This window comes from Paenibacillus sp. Y301, assembly GCF_059445505.1.
Map to the genome: position 1 here is coordinate 22,807 of NZ_JCAIUL010000005.1, position 22,023 is coordinate 44,829.

General features: G+C 40.6%; 22 protein-coding genes. 4 read left to right on the forward strand and 18 right to left on the reverse strand.

Going from position 1 to position 22,023, the window contains the following annotated elements:
• Positions 1-42: 42 nt before the first annotated feature.
• Genes AC1D69_RS10415 through AC1D69_RS10430 form a run of 4 tightly spaced genes read right to left on the reverse strand, consistent with a single transcriptional unit; the run spans position 43 to position 5,318 of the window.
• Positions 43-2,253, reverse strand: a complete 2,211-nt coding sequence (locus AC1D69_RS10415) for an MMPL family transporter (protein ID WP_495456097.1) — start codon at positions 2,251-2,253, stop codon at positions 43-45.
• 26 nt (positions 2,254-2,279) lie between these two features.
• The gene (locus tag AC1D69_RS10420; RefSeq protein ID WP_495456098.1) at positions 2,280-3,437 is read right to left on the reverse strand and encodes an NAD(P)/FAD-dependent oxidoreductase; all 1,158 of its coding nucleotides are present in this window, start codon (positions 3,435-3,437) and stop codon (positions 2,280-2,282) included.
• Complete coding sequence (locus tag AC1D69_RS10425) at positions 3,425-4,180, reverse strand: methyltransferase domain-containing protein (RefSeq protein ID WP_495456099.1); 756 nt, start codon at positions 4,178-4,180, stop codon at positions 3,425-3,427. The genes AC1D69_RS10420 and AC1D69_RS10425 overlap by 13 nt, the downstream gene beginning before the upstream one ends.
• A complete protein-coding gene (locus tag AC1D69_RS10430; protein WP_495456379.1) occupies positions 4,167-5,318 on the reverse strand; it encodes a type III polyketide synthase in 1,152 nt (383 codons plus the stop codon). Before AC1D69_RS10430 ends, AC1D69_RS10425 begins: the two co-directional genes overlap by 14 nt.
• 244 nt (positions 5,319-5,562) lie before the next feature.
• On the opposite strand from AC1D69_RS10430, the gene AC1D69_RS10435 reads away from it, so the two are divergent.
• The 3 genes from AC1D69_RS10435 to AC1D69_RS10445 all read left to right on the forward strand — a co-directional run bounded on the left by AC1D69_RS10435 (position 5,563) and on the right by AC1D69_RS10445 (position 7,685).
• A complete protein-coding gene (locus AC1D69_RS10435; RefSeq protein ID WP_495456100.1) occupies positions 5,563-6,264 on the forward strand; it encodes a futalosine hydrolase in 702 nt (233 codons plus the stop codon).
• Positions 6,261-7,109 (forward strand): 1,4-dihydroxy-6-naphtoate synthase, encoded by an 849-nt coding sequence (locus AC1D69_RS10440; protein WP_495456101.1) that lies wholly within the window; start codon positions 6,261-6,263, stop codon positions 7,107-7,109. Before AC1D69_RS10435 ends, AC1D69_RS10440 begins: the two co-directional genes overlap by 4 nt.
• A 174-nt stretch (positions 7,110-7,283) precedes the next feature.
• The gene (locus AC1D69_RS10445; protein ID WP_495456102.1) at positions 7,284-7,685 is read left to right on the forward strand and encodes a hypothetical protein; all 402 of its coding nucleotides are present in this window, start codon (positions 7,284-7,286) and stop codon (positions 7,683-7,685) included.
• A 2-nt stretch (positions 7,686-7,687) separates the two neighbouring features.
• Here AC1D69_RS10445 and AC1D69_RS10450 read toward each other — a convergent pair whose 3' ends face one another.
• The 5 genes from AC1D69_RS10450 to AC1D69_RS10470 form a co-directional block, all read right to left on the reverse strand.
• Positions 7,688-8,146: a Fur family transcriptional regulator gene (locus AC1D69_RS10450; RefSeq protein ID WP_495456103.1), complete on the reverse strand. Its 459-nt coding sequence runs from the start codon at positions 8,144-8,146 to the stop codon at positions 7,688-7,690.
• A 311-nt stretch (positions 8,147-8,457) separates the two neighbouring features.
• On the reverse strand, positions 8,458-9,195 hold the full coding sequence (locus AC1D69_RS10455) for an alpha/beta hydrolase (RefSeq protein ID WP_495456104.1): 738 nt from the start codon (positions 9,193-9,195) through the stop codon (positions 8,458-8,460).
• Positions 9,196-9,289: 94 nt separating this feature from the next.
• Entirely contained in the window at positions 9,290-10,165 is an 876-nt protein-coding gene (locus AC1D69_RS10460) for a radical SAM/SPASM domain-containing protein (RefSeq protein ID WP_495456105.1), read from the reverse strand.
• A gap of 82 nt (positions 10,166-10,247) precedes the next feature.
• Positions 10,248-10,658 (reverse strand): GNAT family N-acetyltransferase, encoded by a 411-nt coding sequence (locus AC1D69_RS10465; protein WP_495456106.1) that lies wholly within the window; start codon positions 10,656-10,658, stop codon positions 10,248-10,250.
• Positions 10,659-10,672: 14 nt separating this feature from the next.
• On the reverse strand, positions 10,673-11,851 hold the full coding sequence (locus tag AC1D69_RS10470; protein WP_495456107.1) for an AI-2E family transporter: 1,179 nt from the start codon (positions 11,849-11,851) through the stop codon (positions 10,673-10,675).
• Between the two features lie 560 nt (positions 11,852-12,411).
• Between AC1D69_RS10470 and AC1D69_RS10475 the strand changes: the two genes are divergently transcribed.
• A complete protein-coding gene (locus AC1D69_RS10475) occupies positions 12,412-12,882 on the forward strand; it encodes a DUF2306 domain-containing protein (protein WP_495456108.1) in 471 nt (156 codons plus the stop codon).
• Positions 12,883-12,980: 98 nt separating this feature from the next.
• Here AC1D69_RS10475 and AC1D69_RS10480 read toward each other — a convergent pair whose 3' ends face one another.
• From AC1D69_RS10480 to nagZ, 9 genes are all read right to left on the reverse strand, one after another.
• Positions 12,981-13,997, reverse strand: coding sequence for a S66 family peptidase (locus tag AC1D69_RS10480; RefSeq protein WP_495456109.1), 1,017 nt, complete (start codon positions 13,995-13,997; stop codon positions 12,981-12,983).
• Positions 13,998-14,633: 636 nt separating this feature from the next.
• Entirely contained in the window at positions 14,634-15,242 is a 609-nt protein-coding gene (locus AC1D69_RS10485) for a hypothetical protein (RefSeq protein WP_495456110.1), read from the reverse strand.
• A gap of 1 nt (position 15,243) precedes the next feature.
• The gene (locus AC1D69_RS10490; protein ID WP_495456111.1) at positions 15,244-15,786 is read right to left on the reverse strand and encodes a hypothetical protein; all 543 of its coding nucleotides are present in this window, start codon (positions 15,784-15,786) and stop codon (positions 15,244-15,246) included.
• 582 nt (positions 15,787-16,368) lie between these two features.
• The gene (locus AC1D69_RS10495) at positions 16,369-16,536 is read right to left on the reverse strand and encodes an ATP-binding protein (RefSeq protein WP_495456380.1); all 168 of its coding nucleotides are present in this window, start codon (positions 16,534-16,536) and stop codon (positions 16,369-16,371) included.
• 306 nt (positions 16,537-16,842) lie between these two features.
• Positions 16,843-17,766, reverse strand: a complete 924-nt coding sequence (locus AC1D69_RS10500) for an SPFH domain-containing protein (RefSeq protein ID WP_495456112.1) — start codon at positions 17,764-17,766, stop codon at positions 16,843-16,845.
• Positions 17,767-18,201 carry an NfeD family protein gene (locus AC1D69_RS10505; RefSeq protein WP_495456113.1) on the reverse strand — a complete coding sequence of 145 codons (435 nt, stop codon included), beginning with the start codon at positions 18,199-18,201 and terminating at the stop codon, positions 17,767-17,769.
• A gap of 195 nt (positions 18,202-18,396) precedes the next feature.
• On the reverse strand, positions 18,397-19,356 hold the full coding sequence (locus AC1D69_RS10510) for a phosphotransferase family protein (protein WP_495456114.1): 960 nt from the start codon (positions 19,354-19,356) through the stop codon (positions 18,397-18,399).
• A 180-nt stretch (positions 19,357-19,536) separates the two neighbouring features.
• Positions 19,537-20,616, reverse strand: a complete 1,080-nt coding sequence (locus tag AC1D69_RS10515; protein ID WP_495456115.1) for a lactonase family protein — start codon at positions 20,614-20,616, stop codon at positions 19,537-19,539.
• A gap of 36 nt (positions 20,617-20,652) precedes the next feature.
• Positions 20,653-21,951 (reverse strand): beta-N-acetylhexosaminidase, encoded by a 1,299-nt coding sequence (gene nagZ, locus AC1D69_RS10520; protein WP_495456116.1) that lies wholly within the window; start codon positions 21,949-21,951, stop codon positions 20,653-20,655.
• Positions 21,952-22,023: the final 72 nt, after the last annotated feature.

A 22,023-nucleotide genomic window follows, 5' to 3' on the forward strand; every position in this document is an offset into this window, starting at 1 on the left:
ATTGATTTATTTGTAAAAGGAATCCACTCTAAGTTCAGACTCCTATTTTCTCTGAAATGGCATCCACCAATTCATTTGTCCAAGAAGAGACATCAATGAAGGAACAAGGACCAATCGAATGATGGTGGCATCCATAAATATCGCTGCTGCAATTCCGATACCTAGTTGCTTTACCCCTACGACATCTGCGAAGGCAAAGGGTAAGGTGACCGCAATCATAATTGCAGCTGCCGATGTGATAATCCGTCCTGTTGTAGATAACCCAGAAGTGACAGCTTCCATGTGATCACCTGTACGTTCATAGACTTCAGACATGCGAGATAAGAGGAACACTCCGTAATCCATACTAATTCCAAATACCATACCAAATACAAACACAGGGATCATTATCGCAATCGCATTAGGCTCTAATCCCAATCTCCCTTTTTCAAAAATAAAGGTTAATATACCGAACGAAGCACCTAGACTCAGTAGATTCATAACGATCGCTTTAATTGGAATCAGAATAGATCGGAATGCAAGGCATAACACAATAAAATTAGTCACACCAATGAATAATAGGATAGAACCGATATGCCTCGAAATTTCATCAAATATCTCCTGTTGATACTTCGCCTCTCCCCCAACGACCAATGGTAGTTCCGCAGAAGCTCCCTTCGCTTCCAAATCCCGTAACCAATCCGAAGCTACTTTCGAACCAGCGGTACCTTGTATTGTCAACCGCAAGAGCATTTTATTATCCCTGATCGCAGATTGTAATTCTGGCTCCATCTTCGTCATAAAAGTTGGATTCTGAAGCATACGAAGTAACTGTTGCTCGGTCAACAATGGAAACTGATCAAATATGGATTCTATGCTGATCACCCCTGGATCTTGTTTCAACCGTTGCACCCATTGGTACGCGTCAATCCAATCTTGAGATGTGAATATAGCATTTCTTCCTTCCGCAATTATAACAACCTCGGAGCTAGAATCTGAGGTGAAGTGATCTTTGTAAAGCTCTGCTGCTATCCGTGATTCATATCCCTTTGGAAGTGAATTATCATCAGGTATGCTAATCACCATATGGCGTAATGGTAAAAGACAGCTAAGTAACACGATCGATGCGACAAGTACGGATATGACAGGTCTTTTCATAATCATACGTGACCAGCGATCCCAGAAGCCTAAAGATTGTAACTTAGCATGGTGATGCTGGTTTTCCTGAGTTCTATGAAATGTGTCGGCTTGTTGAGATTTCTGTCTGTTGGGGACTATAGGTCTGGCAGCTATATATGGAGCTACTATACTAAGTAGCGCTGGAAGCAACGTTAAGTTAAGTAAGAGGGATATGATTAGAACAACCATGGCACCTAAGGCAACCGTTATGAACAGAGGTAATTGAATAAACTGAATCGCCATTAAGCCAAGTATTACACATGCTGCTGAGAATACTACAGCTCGTCCCGCCGTGCTCATCGATATAATTAACGACTCTTCTATATTTCTTCCGGGGAGTTCCTCCTGAAACCGACTAATAATCACAAGCGCAAAATCAATGCTCAACGCTAACCCTACCATCGGAATCACACTTAATACAAAATTAGATAATTCCATTACCGTACCGACCAACGTCATGATACCAAGGGTACCTGTTACTCCAATAATTCCTATGATAAGCGGAAGTATGGCAAAGGTAATACCTCTGAACGCAAATATTAATATTAAAAAGGCTATGGGTAAACCGATTAGCTCAGCTGTCTTCAATCCGTGACGACTTGCTTGATTCACATCCATTTGGATAACCGATTTGCCTGTCACACCCACTGAAATGTGCGAAAACTTAGGTAGGCGTTCTCTAATCTGTTCTAGCACCGGTCCGATCTCATAGGCATGTTGACGAAATCCAAGAAGTGCATACGCCACATTACCATGGAACATTCCTTCTCGATCAAGCGGAGAAATGTGTAGAGATAGTCCCTCAATCTCCTGCATACTCATTAGAACACTCTCTATGTATCGATGATACTGCTGCTTGGTTACAGATGGTTCTTTTTCAAAAACTAACATAATGGGCTCATTGGGAATTCCAAAATCGGATGATAATACTTCCTGTACGCGTGTAAAGCTCCCATCTGACACAAGACCGTGATCCTTAAGTACAGTTGGTAGCTTCAACGCATACGTACCAAACACGACAAAAAATGCCGTCCACAATACGATGATCCATATCGGAAACCGATAGGAAAGTTTAGCAAGCATACGATACACCATGATACAGCTCTCCTAAACAATAATAGCTAACCTTTATACGGTTTCAATCGTGTGGCTTTCACTAGAAACTTTCCAAGGGGTGGCCATAGCCTTACTGCACTTGGAAACCACCTTGTCAATTGGGGTATGGAACATAAGTTGTGTGCAAGCCTTCCACGTCTGATAAGACCTCCAAATTCATGATTCATCTCTTGTGTGTAATCCTCTTGCCATTGAGAGAGGGATATCTCCCCACGTAGATACCGATCAGCGAGAGCACTACATAGAAAAGAAGATCGCAGGGCAATCGACATGCCATCTCCACAGAGCGGTGGGATCACGACGGCTGCATCCCCTAGATGTGGAATGACATGCCACGCTAGCGGACGAAGAGATAGATGTACGGGAGCGATAGATACTTGTGTCCCCTCAATTGGAACAGCATGTCTCATTCTCTCTACTAATTGTGTATTCTCTCTTGAAACCGATTCAAGAATCGCAGGTACGGTTGTCCCCGAACCTTTAACCACTTCTTTATCCAGTAACGCAGCCACGTTCGAGTAACCATTCTCGACAGGAGAAATCCCAACATATCCGCCCTTCACGAAAAATAGTTCCGTAACAAGTTCATGATCCATGCCTGAATAATGTGATTTAATCCCGACATAAGAAGCCATACTCGAATCTGTTGTATTCGATTTATACGGTTCCACGAACATACTAGCGTGGCGATGAGATCCCCATGCTGCATACACGGTGCGTGCTTGAATGACCTCCACTTCACCTCGTTGTTTGATCTTTACCTCGTACCCTTCACCATGTTGCTTGACGGAAATGACATGCATACCCGTCCGTACGATAACGCCTGCTTGAATGATAGCTTCGTGAAGTGCAGCATCAAGTTTGTAGCGACTTATTCCCCAAGCTGTTCCTGGTAGTGGAACTTCTACTGAACTTCCACGTTCAAATATTAATCTCGCTTTGGATATCAACTGAGGTTGTAACGATTCCATAACATCACCCAGTCCAAGCTTACTTAACATCTCTTGAGATTCCGGAGATAGAAATTCACCACAGGGTTTATGGCGAGGAAATACTTGCCTGTCTAATAATGTGGTTCTCCAACCCAGATCTGCTAGTTGTTTGGCAAGACTGCACCCAGCAATTCCACCACCAATCACGACCGCATCCATTATTTGTCCCATGGCGCTGAACCTCCATCTTCTCCTTGAGAAGGGTGCTGTGGAATGACAACCGCATAACGGAATAAAGGTCTCCATGAGTAACGAAGTTGCGGGATTCTTAAAGCTTCTCTTAGCGCAACCCAATCCGTAGCACGAAACCCTTTGGCCACAGACAATGTTGCATCATGTCTAATATAACGATTAGTAGATACCACACGGCTGACAATCCAAACAGCGATCCACGCAATCCATTGTCTATGAATATCATTGATGACAACACCGATCTTCGACGCTTTATGCATATAGGTCACGATTCTGTTAAGCTCATCTCCCGTAAAATGATGAACAAATTGCGATCCACTCACGATATCCACACTTGCTTCAGGTATGTCTTTCACATCCACTAATCGTACACTTACACGTGGTTCATCGTGAAAGAATTGGCGTGCCTCTTCACAGGCTTCCTCTGTGACATCTGCTAGCTGGATCGTAATATCAATGCCTCTCTTATCCGCCCACTTCAGAACACGCCTATTTACATCTCCAGAACCCGCTCCCACATCAAGGATAGATAGTTGTTTCGGACGTCCTGCCAGAATCCACAAGCGTTCGATACCATAAATAGTAGGACTAGAAGCAACAAATATTTGATTCAATAGCCTTAGATCTCGTAGTGCTTCGTGAAGGTCAGTTCCGCCCATACTGAAATCATCCATTAATTCAGGCTCTTCGGCTCTCTTCTGCAACTTTTTAAGAATGAACATGATCGATAACCCGTTCTTGCAGAATGGTAGAAGGAAGGTACATAAACTTAATTAGTTCTGCTGTTAATCCAGGTCCAAAAGCTAAGGCTACACCACTTGATGATTCTACTTTATGAGCTAGAAGATCTTCACGCATTGCTTTTAGAACAAACAGAATGGTGGCTGAAGATAAATTACCATAATCATGTAAAATACTTCGACTAGAATGAACCTGAGTATCAGTTAATTGGAACATCTGTTGAACGACATCAATTATACCTCTACCACCAGGGTGAATGGCCCATAAACTAGGAGCCTCTTCTCCATCTAAGAGTGCATCCATTTCCGCAGTCAGATAACGTCCTAACAATTTGGGGATATTTGTAGACAGATAGAGATCGAATCCATAATTGCCGACTTCCCATATCATTTCCTCACTACATTCAGGCAAAAGAATAGAATGGCCCTCACCTAATTGAAACAGGCCTTTACTGTTCGTATTTGCGCTACCGATCACGCATGCTGATGCCCCGTCGCCGAAGAATGATGCACCAAACAAAGCCTCACGGTCGCTCGAAGGTTGGAAATGAAGTGTACATAACTCCACGCAGACAATGAGTATATGTCTACTTGATTGCCCCTCCATCAACGTCCTGGCTAATTGAATTGCCTTCAACCCAGCAGCACATCCTTGAAAAGTTAATGGAATCCGATTCACATGTGGAGATAATCCCATTTCCTTCACAAGAACAGCATCCAGTCCCGGAAGAAATTGCCCTGTACAACTCACCGTTATCAGATGCGTGATCTGTGAAGCCTCAATCTCACCATCAAGTAGGGCGCCTTTCGCTGCTTGTATCGCTAAGGGAATAGATTCTCTTTTATAAATTTCCATGCGTTCTGCGGTAGAAGGAACATCTTGAAGTCCCTTAGATGGCAGATAACGATTCGTTGAACCTTTGGCGACGAGGTTAGGTTCACACGTATATCGGGTCGCTACACCACATTGTTTAAAGATTCTTCTAGCCCACCGTACAGAATTGGGGGAGTCCTGTAAGGCTTCCTCTAGTTTATCTAGCACCTCACCTTGTTCAATTCGGTATGTAGGGAGTGCAGTACCTATGCCTAATATAGAAATGTTAGGAGACATTGTATCCATCATGAGTTCATCAACTCCTTGTCCAAGGTTTGCTTAAATATGGCGTTATGGAACAAGTTTATTCGTGAAATAGCTTGTATATGCCTGATTCTATGGGGATCAACAATCTAGTGTATCCGCTGAACGCATTACTCTATGTCCCTTCCCCTTTACATCCTCAGCTGTTAACGGTAACTTTATATATTGAGAAGTCTAATCGTAACGGTACGTATTAGATAATAAATACGCGAGTGAGGGGATAACTTTGAAGCAAGATAACAGGATTGAAACAGTCAAGAATGCTGAGAAGCCTCTTGATTCAGAGAAACGCATACTGATTATGACCGCTGTCGAGGCAGAGAGAGACGCTGTCCTTCGTGGTATTCATGGATCTAATCAATTTGATGTTCGAATCGCAGGCGTTGGTTCTCCCGTTGCTGCTGCAAATACAGCAACTGCACTCGCCTTAGGCGATTATAGCCTAGTGATTAGCGCTGGTATTGGTGGAGGATTTGTTGGACAAGCAGAACTTGGCTCTATTGTGGTCGGAAGTCACATTGTAGCCGCAGATCTGGGAGCAGAGACTTCTGAAGGCTTCTGCAGCGTAGATGAACTAGGCTTTGGATCTTCCCGTGTTTCTGTTGAATCCAACCTTGTATCACTAGTAACGAATGCATTGCAACGTGCTGGTCTTTCCGTTCATACAGGTCCCATTCTTACCGTGTCTACAGTGACAGGTTCATCGGAGAGTGCGATGATGTTGGACAAGCGTATACCCGGAGCTACTGCAGAAGCGATGGAAGGTTATGGTGTAGCTGTTGCAGCCCAGATCTATAACATCCCCGTTCTTGAAATTCGGACGATATCTAATGCTGTGGGTCCAAGGGATCGAGCAGCATGGAAGATGAAAGAAGCTTTCGAAGCGCTTGAAGCAGCGAGCACAATACTACTGGAGGTACTAACATGAAGATTACTTTTTCTCCGTGTCCTAATGACACGTTCATATACCATGCCTGGGTCCATGGTTTAATCCCTGGTGCACCAGAATTAGAAGTTACATACGCGGATATTGATATTACGAATACGTTATCTCAAGGAGCTGATGGTCCTGATATTCTCAAAATATCCTATGGTGCTTTACCTTGGGTATCCGATGAATATGCATTACTACCGTGTGGTGGTGCTCTCGGACGGGGTTGCGGTCCATTAGTTCTCACATCCGGTAGAGATAAGATTACGAGTGATCCCGCATCTCTCTCCGGTCGTCGTGTTGCTGTTCCTAGCGAACGCTCTACCGCCTATTTATTGTTTCGTTTATGGGCAGCACAGAACATTCCAGGTGGAATAGGTGAAATTATAGTCATGCCTTTTGACCAGATCATGCCTGCCGTACGTGATGGCCTCATTGATGCTGGACTCGTCATTCATGAAGCTCGTTTTACCTACCCCGATTATGGTTTGTCGTTAATGACCGACTTAGGAAGTTGGTGGGAAGAAGATACTGGCTTACCCATCCCTTTGGGAGCTATTATCGCTCGTAAATCATTAGATTTAAATCAGATTACGACTTGGATTCGTGAATCTGTCGAATATGCGTGGGCTCATCCAGAAGCTTCCCAGGAATATGTCCTCCATCACTCCCAAGAATTGTCTCCCGAAGTCGTTCAAGCGCATATTGATTTATATGTAAACGAGTTTAGTGCCAATCTTGGTAATGATGGTTACGGTGCCATTAAGGCACTACTTCACCGGGCTTCTAAAGAAGGCATTATCCCTGCTATGGATATCGATGCTATTCTCTGGAAGAGCTAGTAGCCTTTAAGGATCAGGAAATATAATTACACATGTAATTATAAAAAGATCGCAACGCTTATACCCTGTATGGGTACATACTTTGCGATCCTTTTTTACAGGTATCTTTTCTTGATGCACTTAATATATACTAACTAAGATTACTATAATTCATGTTAGGAGTGATGGTTTATTATGGCTATATTAAGAGATCATTTAAATAATCGTAAACTTTTAGATTTTCAAATAACTAAACGAAACAAAAACTTAGATCAAGGATGCAATATACTTGTTACTATCACTGATCCCCAATTCGAAAACGATGTTGCAGTTGATTTTGGCTGGACAAACCAAACATTAAGTAGTTTTATCAAGATGTTAGATAATTTTCCAATGGAACTTTATAATGGGTATTTCTCGCATTACGACGAATCTTTCGAGTGGAAATGGTATTATGAACAAACAACCGACCTCTATCTGATTATTATTTTTCTTTCAGGTTGGATTCCGAATTTCAAGGTGTCTCTAGATGATCTAAAAAATTTTAGTGCTCAAATCCTTATTGATATTGAGCATGCGCCTGAATATTATAAGTGAATTTAGGTTTTGCTTTCCTGCCCCGCTTGGCATTCCTCGCATAACCCATATACTTCGAAGCGATGATTCATGATTTTAAAAGAACCCGGTAATTTCAAAGACTGCTCCATAGGGCAATAATCGAACGTTAGTGTTTTCTCACAATTCACACAGATGAGATGATGGTGATGATGTGTTGAACAGCTGGCTTTAAATTTCAAACCGCCCTCCATTGAATAATATTGCTCCAATGCGCCCATTTCGCTCAGTAAGCGTAAATTACGATACACCGTATCAAAACTAACACTCGGATAAGGGATCGTCATCTGATCATATACCTCTTTGGGAGATAAATAGCCATTCGCTTCCGTAAATATTTCTGCTAATTTCTTACGTTGTTCTGTAATCCGCCAACCGCTTGTAGTCATTACATGAATCATTTCTTGAACTCTCGATGACTTATTATCCTCGTGTACTGCCATGCACATCGTTCCTTTCCAAGTTGTACCGATATGTTGATTGCATCGTTATTATATGTTGTCATTCCTTTAACTCCTGTAACTTCAAACCAAGTATCCTCTAGTTTGCTGAATCCGATTCTACCATTATACCATATGGAGCGTTACTGCTGAACAACACTGCATACCATGTCAAGATATGACGAGTTGTATTACAGATTTCATGGATTTTATTCATACAAAAAAACGAACAGCCTATAGTAGCCGCTGCTCGTTTACTCACTTCAAGAGAGCCCCTACCGAGTATCAATTTTTCAATAAACCTCGTATTGGCGTCATTCCCACATTTCCATCCATTTCGTTAAATTATCTATTACCGCTTGAAGCTGTAATTCCGGTGTAATCCCTGCAGGATTATCTCCCTGTTGATCGCCATAACTCCCGAATTGGGCATGGTCAGCACCTTCGATCACGACATATTCTGATGATTCCGGAAGGTACTGTTTAGCAGATTCATACGCATCCTTTTTCAAGACGCCATCATCCGATCCTGTCAACGATATCACAGGTACATCCGTTTCGAGTAAGCTCCCTTTTGAATCAGGATAGGCTGCTAGAAAGAATACTCCCTCGATCTGGTCTCGATGTGCTGATGCGTAACGCGATGCCATAACGCCACCTAGTGAATGACCTCCGATGACAAACCTTTCCTTCGAATCCATGTTGAGTATAGCATCCGCTCGATCTCCTCCAAGTACAGCGAGATTCAATGGCATTTTTACAATATAAGTCCGATGACCCTGGGAGGCAAGTTCCTTAGCCATAGGTGCATAACTCTCAGGTTTAACTAATCCACCAGGATAAAAAATGACGCTAGACCCCTCCGATTTCTTTGGATCGAACTGAATCCACTTACTCTGTTCAGACACCGTAATTCCATTGCCACCCTTCATCGCCTCAAGTGCTCGTGCATCCGGAGCGTAAGGTTTCAGATAGACTGCCATCCCAATACCAATCAAGATCACAATGAGGATTAGCAGCTTCCACCAGCGAAAACGAAACCATTTTTTCATAGGACTGATCTCCTTTTTTACACGATTTCTACTCTTTACTTTTCCCATAGAAAACGAACATCCCCATGATGAGACACCCGCTCATTGGTTCACATTAAGAGAATCTTTTCCGATAACCACATTTTCTACATAACTCCTCTACAACTTCTCTTCTTGAGAATCCATTGTAAAGGTTATTCGCCCGTTCACTCTCCACAATATCTGAGAATGGTGTCTGATTGATGTTCCCTAAATTAATGACACCTTCACCGTCAAGACAACAAGGAATGACCGTTCCGTCTACAAGGATGCCTGCTTGATTACGAAGCCCATGACAGAATCCTTTACCCTCGTCTTCCTCTTCCTTCAAATCTGGCCACTTAAATTCATGATCTTGATTGAGATAGATCTGTTTCGCAATCTTCACGCCACTACCGGGAACGACCTTTTCTTCTATTTTATAATCTAGATCAAATTCCTGCTCAATCCATGCTAAGATTTGCCGATTTCGATGACGTTCAGCATTAGTTATGTTGTCTTCTGTCAAATTCCACAATCGAAGTGATACCAGAACATCTGATTTCTCCACGGCTTCTTTAGCAAAAGTAAGAACCGAAGATACGTACCCTTCCTTATCCGTTGAACCCTCGTGACCATCAAAACTATGTAACGAGAAATTCAACTGTCGTAAGGCGGGTTTCATCATGATTTTATGCTTTGCCTTATGTAGAAGTGTGCCATTCGTCGTAATATTAACCTTAAATCCTCTCTCGTGGCTTAGATCCAATAGTTGATCGATTTTGGGATGAAGAAGCGGCTCACCCTTCACATGGAAATAGATATAATCCGTATGTGGCTTGATCTCGTCAAGTATCTTGGTGAAATCTTCAATCTTTATGAAGTTCGCTTGTCGCTTCGTCTGTGGACAAAAGGAACATGCCAAGTTGCATACACTTGTTATCTCGATATAGAATTTCTTGAATTTTTTCATAATAAAGATGCTCCGTCCTATTCTGTAAGTAACACGAATAATGCCAGCAGTAACGAAGAACTTATCGCTAAGTATAGTTACTCTAGTATTTCTTATACATACCAATAGATCTTGGTTGAGTGTATTCGAAGCCAAATTTCTTATACAAATGATCAGCGGGAACGTCAGCTATTAGACTCACATAGGAGTCTTTAAATGCATTCTTGTCTAGATAATCCATGATATGCGACATAATCACTTTTCCTAGTCCCTTGCCTTGATGTGTCGGATCTACCGCAATATCTACAATTTGATAGAAGCACCCTCCATCACCGACCACTCTTCCCATGCCAATGAGTTGATGGGAGTCTCTCAAAGTAACAGTAAAGATTGCATTGTTCAGAGCTATAGCAGCTCCCACTTCGTCTCTAGGGCTCATTCCTGCTCTCACTCTTAAAGCATTGTATTCCTTAGGTAACGGCGGTTTATATGATATATCGATTGTGGGATCCATGTCATAACTCCTCATTAAATATCACTATCCGCAGGTTCTTCATTCGCCATAACTTCCGGTAAAGGTGCATACAAATCTGATGTGCTCTTAAACCATTGAAATAAGTGCATCACGATGACTTTACATATGGCGTAACCAGGTACTGCTAATATAATTCCAAGAACTCCGAATAGTTTACCTGCTACGAGAATAACAAAAATAATGGTAATAGGATGAATACTCAACGTCTTACCCATAATTTGTGGTGATATAAATTTCCCTTCAATCAATTGTACAATCGTCCATACGATAACCATCTTGAGAAGCATGATCGGTGATGTTACTAAAGCAATAATAATGGCAGGTGCAATGGCAATCGTAGGGCCCAGATACGGAACCATACTTGTACAAGCTGCAATGATTGCAAGTACCACAGGATAATCTAGACCGATGATAAGATAACCGATATAGAGTAAGCCCCCAATACAAACACTCACGATAATCTGACCACGAATATATGAACTGATTTGATGACCAATTTCTCCTAATACTTTTAATGTTCCTGGACGAGCCTTCGTTGGAAGAATCTTCAGAAGATACGGAGGAAGTTTCTTTCCATCCTTCAATAAATACACCAAAATGAAAGGTGCAATAATAAAGGCTAGAATAAATTCTGTTACAGCACCTACTACAGTACCAATCCCTTTAAATGTATTGTTAAAAACCGATGAAGCTCTAGTAGAAATCTCACCCATCAGATCGGGTGCATTAAACCCAAGATTCTGCTGAATCTGAGAGAATAGGTCGCTACCTATCCAATTCTCGAATAACAGCTGCGCTTCCTCACTGTATACTGGAAGATTCTCAATAAACTCCGTTACTTGATTGCGAACCACTGGAATGATTTCGACAATGAGAACCGTTAATAATCCAATAATGACTGCGTACAGGATAAGGATCGAATAACCACGTCCAATCTTTCGTCGTTCCATGAAATCAATCAGTGGGTTAAACAAATAATAAGCCACAGTAGCTAATATGATGGGTATAGAAATTGTACTGAGAATAATTTTGATAGGTGTGAAAATGTAAGAAATCTTACTAAACACCATAATAATTAATCCAATTAGTAGAACAACGACTAGAAACAGTAATTTTTTTTGTTTGAGCAATAGTTGAGAGCGTCTCATCATCTCTGCCGCCGTTTGTCGCATTAGCTATCAGTCCCTTTATTAGTTAATAGATATTATAATCATTATAACTTATTAAGCCCATGGGATTCCATTCGCACGAATACCTAGTCATGGAGCCATTCGTAGATCTTTCGTGAACCATAAATGATAACTCACAAGACTCAAGATAATACTTGTAATCGCTGCTGATGTTCTTATATCCCTCCAGTTGGATACATCAATGCTCACTGTATTTATATTTATACATACTATCACATTCATTAAACATCATTTTAAGACAGCAGCAAGATTATTTATTACAAATTATTCCTTCATGTTTAATTGATAGGTAGCTGGTCGACTTGCAAATAGTGAATAAATACGACATTTGGATTACAATAATAAAAGATACCAACTCCGAATTGAGGTTTAATCCAATGTTCTCAAGCAAGCGTTTATATCAACTTATGCTAATCGTTTCCATCCTTTTCATCATTTTTGTATTGTATAAAAATTTCATTCACGATCCCCAAGCTATTGATTTTCTAAGCCATAAAGTTGGACTTGGCCGTCCTTTACCCATCCCACTTTGGTTAAATATCATGTATATCCATGTAGTTGTTGCTTGTATAGCTATGGTATCAGGAGCAATCAATTTTTCTAATCGAATGTTGAGTAAATATCGTAAGTTCCATCGACTCAATGGTTATGTATATGTTATATCCGTCCTTCTTGTTGTCTTAACCTCTGGCTACATGGCACCTTATTCAACCGGCGGGAAACTGAATAGCGTCGCATTCAATACACTAAATATCATTTGGCCGGTAATGACTCTAATTGCACTCATCCAAATTAAAAAGAAACAAATCAATCTACATCGAAAATGGATGATTCGAAGTTACGCGTTCTGCTTTACGAATATGTTTATTCATATCTTCACCTTTATTTTCCATCATGGATTGGGTATCACGTATAGTACAAGCTATACGATCAGCATCTATACAACGATACCACTACTCTACATAATCGCTGAGTTCGTAATCCGGAGAATTTATAAGATTCCGTTTAAATAGTAGTCATTCATCTTAAAAAGTCGAAAAGACAGCCTAATGGCTATATTTTCGACTTTTTAAGTCTTCTTATGTTCATGTCGAATACCCAACTCACTTATCTATTCTTTGAAATATTGCTTAACAGTTCCTTTGCCATCTTCTACTTCAATCTCTGCATATGCCCCATTGATAAAAGTCACTTGTGGTGGAACATGTCCACAATCAACATCGTAGATAATAGGGATTTGAAGTTCTTCTGAAATTTCTTGATAGATATCTTCAACAGTATAATTCTCAACAGGTTGGTTAGCATCACTTCTACCGAACAGAATACCCGAGCAATTCTCAAACCACCCAGCTAACTTCATTTGAACTAATGATCTACGTAAGTCTGTTGTTTTCATTTCGCAGTTCTCTAAATACCACACAATCGAGTCACCATGGATAACATGTTTCTGGAAATGTTCAACATCACCAAACGGGGTGCCAATCAAATGTCTAATGACGTCGATACATCCCCCCAGTAAGCGACCTTGGATATTCACCTTCATATTCGAAACAACGCCCCAGTATGTGTCTTCCGTTAGATGAAAAACACAAGGTGAAGGGTTAGTAAATTGCCATTCTTTTTGGAATTTGAGGGATGAATGTTGGACGTTAAATTTATGAGTTCTTGTGGATAATACTGATTGCCACATCCCTGTTGTATGATCGGTATATTCTCCTCTTAAATCCATGAGATTCGTTCCATGAGCCGTCGCTATGCCTGTTTTTAACGTAATGGCTAGTAACAGCACACTTATATCGGAATAACCTAAGATCCACTTTGTCTTCAAATTTTCAAAATCAATATCTTCAAGTATTTCGATTAATAGTTCTCCACCCCATGGAGGGATGATGAGATCGATCTGTTCATCAGACATCATCGTATTAAACTCATTAGCACGTATTTTGGCAGGAGATGACTTTGCCTTATCCTGCACTCGTACCGTATCTCCACAAATCACATGGAATCCTTTCATCTTCATACGATGACATGAACGTTCTAGCAAGTCATGCAATTCATTGTTAACTCCAGATGAAGGTGCTGTTATTCCTATTGTTGCTTCTTTTTTCAAGAATGGATATTTAATCATATTCCCTCGGGTCTCCTCATTACATCTGCACCCACGTAATCAATGCGATTTTAGACTTCCTTCTACTATAATATCGTGAAGATAAATAAAATGGCTACTATCATGGACAATAACCCAAATACCACGGTCTTTCTCAACTGAACTCCACATGAATATGACTTCATCTTATAGTAATTTGAACATTACTTGTAAAATAACTAATATCAGCAGTTGAAAGTTCCCCAAAATTAGCCGAAATACTTACCGAGGGGAGAGGAATATATAGTCAAGATTAGGGAGTTTTTTATGGGGTCTAGCCAACATTTTAACGAAAATATACGCTAAGGGCGTGTACGAGCATAAACAGTCGACTTTTCCTACTCTAAGCCGGTGACCGCTAAACATCATTATGTCATCATGCAGCAGAAATATGGTATTTTGTTACCACCGAAGGACTATACAAAAGCTAAGAGGACTGTCGCCGGTAGAATACCGCCTCCAGTCCTCTATAGCAGCCTAAGTCTACATGTGTCTAAATTTTTGGGGTCAGTTCACCAATTAAGGTTGACGGGGCTTTTGCCGATGCATTCGCACTAAAATCAGATTATCACGTTTGAGGCAGTCTGAACTCATTTCAGAGCTACTAGGGGTGATAACTTAAACAAATAAATCAACAATTTCGCTGACAATCTCCTCCTTTTTATATACAAAGTTATTGATAGTTGAGAAAAATAGCTTGTTTGAACTCTTCGGGATTACCATAACAGGCTGTTTGAACAGTAGAATGACATAAAGAGAACTACCGTCATCAATTTCAATATTATTTTCGTAAAGCCCTTTCCATATCTGCTCAGCAAGTTCTGGCATAAATAGATCAGTGTATCTCTCCATGTAGGCTTTAATACCGTAATCAGACCACCACCACAAGGAAAAAGTATTCCATACTCTTTCAGCTGTATGGAATACTGAATCCCTTCTAAACAAACTCTTATAACAATCTCTATAATGAAGCGTGTTTAAAGGGTTGTCCATGTATTGTTGCTGTTCAAATTCTTTTACAATTTCATCCCAACATGTATGAAAAATTTCATTAAAACTCTCAGATTCTAGTAATTCTTGGTCATTTGAGATTAAGTATCTACCTGGAAAGACCTCTTCTCCTTTATGATAGCACTCATAGATATTTTCGATAAATAAAAGAAAATTCAAATCCATAGGGCAGAAGTTACTTATGCGCAACTGCTTATCATTTCGAGAAAGTGTCATATTAGATACTTATTCCTATACTGCATGGCGGTACAGTCCAAAAAAATAGGCCTGAAGCGTCTCTTGCCGTCCCAGTCATGCTGACACTGTAAGCACCTGATGATAAACCTAAACTTACGGTATCTCCACACGCTCCACCTAATGCGCCTGTGCAAGTTATCGATACAGAATCATATGGTACGGGGAGACCACCTACAAATTTTGATATTATCAAAACACCGGTAAAAGTATGTACTGTGGAAAATCGAGGATTAATCTCCCACCTGACACCATTAAAGGCTGCATCTAAACGAGCATATCCTCCGTCTCCAGAACAAGTAGAAAGCGGCTCAATCTGACCATCAACTGATTGAACCGTTAGGTTATCATCAGTATCATCCACACAAACATAATCACCTTCGACCGTGATACTATCAGGGAGTGATGCAAAGTCTTCTGAGACCTCGACCTTCGGTACTACCTCGTTAATATTAACATCAGACGCAAAAGCATTAATAGGAATGATAAACAAAAAAACAAGTAGTAGCCCAACAACCTTTTTCATCCTTATTGCCTCCTTTAGTTTAATACGAAAAACTATAAGACAGGCGCCCAAGAAGAGGAAACCCTTGTAAATTAGTACACTATACGATTATCATCCCTCTGCTTGTTGTTATGAGAATTTTTCCGATCACCTCCCTTCTATGAATACGTTTAAAATGGTTAAAAAATCCACCTACTATATATAACGCAACAAGTTGCCACAAAGTAAGTAATATTGAGAAAAAAATTAAAAAATATCGGGCAATTTCATGATTTCGAGTTTCTCTTTTTGTTTTGGGCATGTAAAATATCGAAAGATGGGGGGGATGTAGCGTATCAAAATTTATGAACCTATTGTTAAAGTACAGGTGGATATAGGCTCAAAACCGAAGTTTGCTACAAAGTTGGCATTTTAGTCGAATGCAATAGGCATCGCTTATCTGGTTGAAAATATCAACCACTGATTTCTAGATTGAGCCTTTTCATGATCAAGAAAATGCACTTATAAGGAATGTATGTCACACATGGACATACTTTTGAGGGATTACAAGAGCATCCTGTTTGTACGACAATACGAAGCCTGTTTCCATTATTCAGACTATGGTTACTTCATGAAATCTATAGGTACGAAATGATGCAGGAGACGGCTTAGGATCGAGGTAGCCAGTACCCTGTCTCGGAATATTTCACCCCAAGAGCCAAACGACTTATTGGAGGTGAGATTGATGAAACCTTTCTCATACCGTTCAGAGAGATAATTGGGAAGAAAAATTGAGCGGCAGTATCATTCATCGTCGTTCGGTAATCAATCTCATCAATGACGAGCGGATCTGCAATGGAACAAGGAAAATTAAGCGTAGTTAAAGAAGCTCATGTTAATCTGGATATCATGTACTTAATCGATCCTATGAACTCCGGATGAGGGCGCTGTTATTCCTATTGTTGCTCCTTTTTTCAAGAATGGATATTTAATCATAACCACGGTCTCCTCACTATTTCTGCAGATACTTAAGCATCGTTTTTTATACCAAGAGAGCCTAAACATTAACTACTGTTTAGGCTCTCTTTAGATCCAATATTACTTTTTAGATTTAAAAATCTCTCCAATTGCACCCAGGCTACCAAGAATCTCCACCGCATTGGAAGGAATAAACACCTTATTAGCAGGTCCTTTAGAAATCTCAGTCAATGCTTCGAATGATTGATAAGCTAGGACGCTCTCATTAAGTCCAGCATCCCGAATCATCTCAATTCGATTCTTCTCTGCTTCAGCAACAGCTAGAATCGCTTTCGCTTGACCAATCGCTTCAAGCTCTTGAGCCTGCCCTAACCCCTCAGCTTCACGAATACGGGCTTCTTTATCCCCTTCAGCCTTAAGGATTTTACTTTGTTTGTCACCTTCAGCACGTAGAATCATGTCTTGTTTAGCAGCTTCTGCTTCAAGTACAATCGCACGCTTACTACGTTCAGCCTTCATCTGCTTATCCATCGCTTCTTGAATATCTCTTGGTGGCTGAATATCAATAACTTCAACCCGTTCAATACGTACGCCCCACTTCTCTGTCGCTTCATCCAAAGCAACACGAATCTCCATCGATATTTTTTCCCGACCGGATAACGTTTCGTCCAATTCCATCTTACCAATGATCTGACGCATGGTTGCTGTAGATATGTTACGAACACCATAGACATAATCGGAAATACCATATGTAGCCTGATCTGGACCCACAACTTGATAGAATATAATCGTATCAATCTCAACTTGAACATTATCTTTCGTTATTACCGTTTGCGGAGGAACATTCGCCTGTTGAATACGCAAATCGTGATATACCCTTACATGATCAATAATAGGAATAAGAATATTTAGTCCAGGTGTTAACAAACGATGGAATTTACCGAGACGTTCCACAACCCCTACGCGTTGCTGAGGTACAATTTTGATTGTCAGTGAAATAAAAACAACAACAATAACGAGGATAATCAATACAACATAAATCATTTAAGAAACCCCTTCCCATTTTTGAACTTCTAATACCGTGGTACCACGTTGGGTTACAATGACGACATCCCCTTTTTGTAAAGGCTGATACGATGTAGCACTCCATGTTTCGTTGCCCAACTTAACTATGCCATTCTTACCGATCTCAATGTCTTCAATAACAACACCTTGCTTACCAACTAAATCATCAATCACATCCGTAAACCCTTTAGTTTTCCGCATAAATCTTGTAAGAGGTTTCGTAAAGAAAGTTAACACTAACGCCACTAAACATCCAACAACGACTTGCACGAAAAATAAATCAGGTACTACCAAAGCAATAAGTCCTGCCGCAATTGCCCCAATCCCAATCCATAACAGATAAAAGGTTAATGTCAGCATCTCAATAACAAATAGTACGATTCCGATGATGAGCCATATTGCCCAAAGTTCCATTGATCTCACCGCCTTTTGCTGGATTATATGGAACCAAACAAATAATTATTACCCAGACTCGGGAAGTGACACGCTTACAATAGTTGTTATCTGTATCTTTGTCATTCTCGATCCCGTGTTTATCCTGATATTGGCTCCTAACATCATTATAACTTACATTGGCATATTCTGGCTTTATTTATTGTGAAACCTTTCTCAATTATTCTGTAGTATTTTAAATCCTTCTACAAAATTATTCCGTGTCCATTGAATATGACTCCGATCTTCGTATTTACGATAGTCACATTCAATAACTAATATCAGATCTAAATACAGATCATATAATTCTCGTCTTACCCGCTCCGACTCTGTAATCACCCCTCTACCATATCCCTCATCAAAGGCAGCGGATCTACCAAATTTACCGAAATAATATTCAATCAGAGGATCTCCCCAGAATGCTCTTTCAAAATCAACAATGCCAGAAATCCTTCCTTCATGGATAAACACATTTCCGTCCCATAAATCCCAGTGAACAAGAAAAGGCTCGGTCACTTCATCCAAAGCATCTATTCTTTTCTCTACCTCTTTTTCAATATCGGCATAGGAGATCGGAAGTTCAACATTTAAATCTCTACCATCAGCCAATACATCGTCCATCATTCTACGAAATGCATCCGTCCAAGAACTTCTCAATTCATCACTATCATGAAAATAGCCAAATTTCGCACCTTTACATGCATTAATTTGTCGACTGTATTCACCGATCTGTTTTTGTATTCCTTCTAGCTCTTCTTTAGATAACGTTTCTTTTATTTTATTTAAAGGTGTACCTTCAATAAATTCCATAATGAAATATTCAGACGGAATCAAGCGACGATCTGGATCGTATGTATATATGTAAGGTACTGGAACATCTCCCCTATTAGCGACCAATCTCATCGCTTCAACCTCGGTTTGCATATTATTCTTCTCCGTGCGCATGAGTTGCTTATCGTTCGAGGGAGCGACCTTTAAGACGACCTTTTTTCCATCGTTCAGTTGTACCACATAAGCAACATTAGCCCAGCCATCCGATAGTTCTTCTACTGTTTGAATCGATTGACTAAATGCTTGATCCATAATGATCTTCAGTTGGGCATCACTTAATTTGGTTTTGTTATAGCTCTCCATCATAACACTCTCCAATATATAGGTTTGATTTACTCATATATCCCATGATTTTACGACATATTAGTTACTTCTCCTATTCACTCGAATTCCCCTTTATCATACTAAAAAGAACCTATCCTTCAGCATTTACTGAATTGAATAGGTTCTTCTTATAAAAGTTAGATTTTCGGTATTAATCGATATTTACAAATAATAAGGTTGAACACATACCGGCTTAGACACCGTTACGCTTATGCCCGTATATTCCAGTCTACCCGACTCCTGATTCACACGGAATGTGGTAAGGTTGTTCGTATCACGATTAGCCACGATGAGGTAGTCTCCTTTGGGCGTTATCGCGAAGTGACGAGGATGTTCTCCTTCTACAGATACATGTTCCACATAAGTAAGTTTGCCTGACTCTTCATCAAAAGCATAGACAACAATGCTATCATGTCCACGATTTGAGCCATACACATATTTACCATCTTGAGAAGTTGTAATCTCTGCACAACCATTCTCCCCTGTGAAATCTGACGGAAGTGTTGGCACTGTCTCTTGCTCCGTTAATTCACCGCTCTCAGCATCATAGGCAAACGATGTGATGGTCGAGTTCAGTTCGTTAATGACAAAAGCGTACGTTCCATGTGGGTGAAACACGAGATGTCTAGGTCCAGCTCCTGGATGGAGATGAGTTGTTCCCTTCTTGATCAGCTGCTGCTTGTCTGGATCGATATGATAGGCTTGAATGATATCCAATCCAAGATCTTGCACAAATACATATTTACCATCTGGACTATAGAAAGAGGAATGTGGATGTGGTCGATCCTGATTCTTATGTACGCTGTGGCCTTCATGCTGTTGCACATCTAATAGTTCTCCTACGCTTCCATCCTGTTCAATAGCCATTAGACCGATCATTCCTCCATGATAACTAGTCACGGTAAGGAACTTCTCTGATGGATCGCGTTGAATATGGCATGTGGTCGCAGCTACACTATTCTTGCGATCAAGCAACTTGAGATTGCCCGTGGTAGGATCGATGGAGTAGGCAACAACTTCCCCGATTTTAGTACCTTCCAAGGGCTGTGTTTCTGAAATGGCATATAATTTGTGTTGATTCGGGTCTATATTTAAAAAAGTCGGATTTTTAAGTCCAGCAACGTCTTGTAAACGGGTTAATTCCCCTGTACTTTCATCCAAAGAATACACATATACACCGCTATCTTCCGATTCAGCGTATGAGCCAACAAACACAAACAATTTCCCATGATGATCTACCATGTATAATGCCTCCCTTAGATTGTCTTTTTTATTTCGTTACTTCCCTACCTGGTCAAGTATCTTTCGTATATCTGAATTTAGAGATTGGACATTGGGCCCTTTGGCAGCTTCGTTCGTTAATCCATATTTCTCTTTAAGCTTCAATATCGTGTAGACTCGACTGTTGAGCACATCTTCTGAAATTTTACCGTTCTCCACTGCATCTGTCAAAGCTTGTATTACGGCTACGCCTTTCTGTGCATCATGACCAACAAGAACAATATTAGTACCCGCTAGGATCGTTTGGACGGAAGCCTCCTGCAAGTCAACATTGTCAGCAATGGCTCCCATGGTCATATCATCCGTCATTACAATGCCATTGAAGCCTAGCTCCTCACGTAAAATATCCGTAATAACAATCTTAGATAAGGATGCGGGGTTATCTGGGTCTACCTTAGGCATCAGAAGATGTGCAATCATAACGACTTCTGCTTGTTGTTGAATAGCTTCTCGAAAAGGAACTAATTCTAACTTACGTAACCGTTCTAGATCATTCTCCACAACAGGCAAGCCGATATGAGAGTCGACCGACGTATCTCCATGACCTGGAAAATGTTTAACAACCGGCACAACCCCTTGGGATTGGATGCCTTTCATCGTGGCTATACCAAGCGAGCTGACGAGTTTCGCTTGATCACCGAAAGAACGATCTCCAATGACTGGGTTATTCGGGTTACTATTAATATCAAGCACAGGAGAGAAGTCCATATTCAATCCAAAACCTTTTAATTCTTGACCAAGAATCTGCCCAATTTGATTGGATAACTCGCTATCGTTTTTCAACCCAATAGCTTGATTCGTAGGTAGCTTCAGAAATTCGTTAGGCATCCGAGTCACTCGGCCCCCCTCTTCATCTATACTCATCCAGAGTGGGACTTTATTGCCCTCATTACTACTCTTCAACTCGTTAAACAGACGTAATGATTGTTCCGTATTCTCAATATTATCTTTATAGAAGATAAATCCACCCACATGGTAGTCCTTAATAAATTTCTGAGTATCCTCATTCTGTTGTGTCCCATCCATGCCAACGACAACCAGCTGTCCTATCTTCTCATCCATACTCATCGTCTCCAAGAGTTCTTGTGTGGAGTCGGTTACTACTTCTAAAGGATCATTCTGATCACCCGATCCAGTCCCATCAGGAGAGGATTGCGAAGGATTCGGTGATTCCGCCTCATTACCTAATGAAGAATTAGGAGTTGTCTGGCTCGATTCCGTTGAACCACACCCTCCAAGGACGAGGATTATACACATTAGGAACATTAGAATCATGGGTTTGTTATTCTTCTTCACGATCAAATCACACTACCCTCTTAGCGTATAGTCTTACTCTACTTCTTATATTGTACCGAATTCATCCATTTT

Coding starts and splice junctions, on each gene's coding strand:
- AC1D69_RS10415 (WP_495456097.1), bottom strand. CDS start 2,253: ATGGTGTATCGTATGCTTGCTAAACTTTCCTATCGGTTTCCGATATGG.
- AC1D69_RS10420 (WP_495456098.1), bottom strand. CDS start 3,437: ATGGGACAAATAATGGATGCGGTCGTGATTGGTGGTGGAATTGCTGGG.
- AC1D69_RS10425 (WP_495456099.1), bottom strand. CDS start 4,180: ATGTTCATTCTTAAAAAGTTGCAGAAGAGAGCCGAAGAGCCTGAATTA.
- AC1D69_RS10430 (WP_495456379.1), bottom strand. CDS start 5,318: ATGGATACAATGTCTCCTAACATTTCTATATTAGGCATAGGTACTGCA.
- AC1D69_RS10440 (WP_495456101.1), top strand. CDS start 6,261: ATGAAGATTACTTTTTCTCCGTGTCCTAATGACACGTTCATATACCAT.
- AC1D69_RS10445 (WP_495456102.1), top strand. CDS start 7,284: ATGGCTATATTAAGAGATCATTTAAATAATCGTAAACTTTTAGATTTT.
- AC1D69_RS10450 (WP_495456103.1), bottom strand. CDS start 8,146: ATGGCAGTACACGAGGATAATAAGTCATCGAGAGTTCAAGAAATGATT.
- AC1D69_RS10455 (WP_495456104.1), bottom strand. CDS start 9,195: ATGAAAAAATGGTTTCGTTTTCGCTGGTGGAAGCTGCTAATCCTCATT.
- AC1D69_RS10460 (WP_495456105.1), bottom strand. CDS start 10,165: ATGAAAAAATTCAAGAAATTCTATATCGAGATAACAAGTGTATGCAAC.
- AC1D69_RS10465 (WP_495456106.1), bottom strand. CDS start 10,658: ATGGATCCCACAATCGATATATCATATAAACCGCCGTTACCTAAGGAA.
- AC1D69_RS10470 (WP_495456107.1), bottom strand. CDS start 11,851: ATGCGACAAACGGCGGCAGAGATGATGAGACGCTCTCAACTATTGCTC.
- AC1D69_RS10475 (WP_495456108.1), top strand. CDS start 12,412: ATGTATATCCATGTAGTTGTTGCTTGTATAGCTATGGTATCAGGAGCA.
- AC1D69_RS10480 (WP_495456109.1), bottom strand. CDS start 13,997: ATGATTAAATATCCATTCTTGAAAAAAGAAGCAACAATAGGAATAACA.
- AC1D69_RS10485 (WP_495456110.1), bottom strand. CDS start 15,242: ATGACACTTTCTCGAAATGATAAGCAGTTGCGCATAAGTAACTTCTGC.
- AC1D69_RS10490 (WP_495456111.1), bottom strand. CDS start 15,786: ATGAAAAAGGTTGTTGGGCTACTACTTGTTTTTTTGTTTATCATTCCT.
- AC1D69_RS10500 (WP_495456112.1), bottom strand. CDS start 17,766: ATGATTTATGTTGTATTGATTATCCTCGTTATTGTTGTTGTTTTTATT.
- AC1D69_RS10505 (WP_495456113.1), bottom strand. CDS start 18,201: ATGGAACTTTGGGCAATATGGCTCATCATCGGAATCGTACTATTTGTT.
- AC1D69_RS10510 (WP_495456114.1), bottom strand. CDS start 19,356: ATGATGGAGAGCTATAACAAAACCAAATTAAGTGATGCCCAACTGAAG.
- AC1D69_RS10515 (WP_495456115.1), bottom strand. CDS start 20,616: ATGGTAGATCATCATGGGAAATTGTTTGTGTTTGTTGGCTCATACGCT.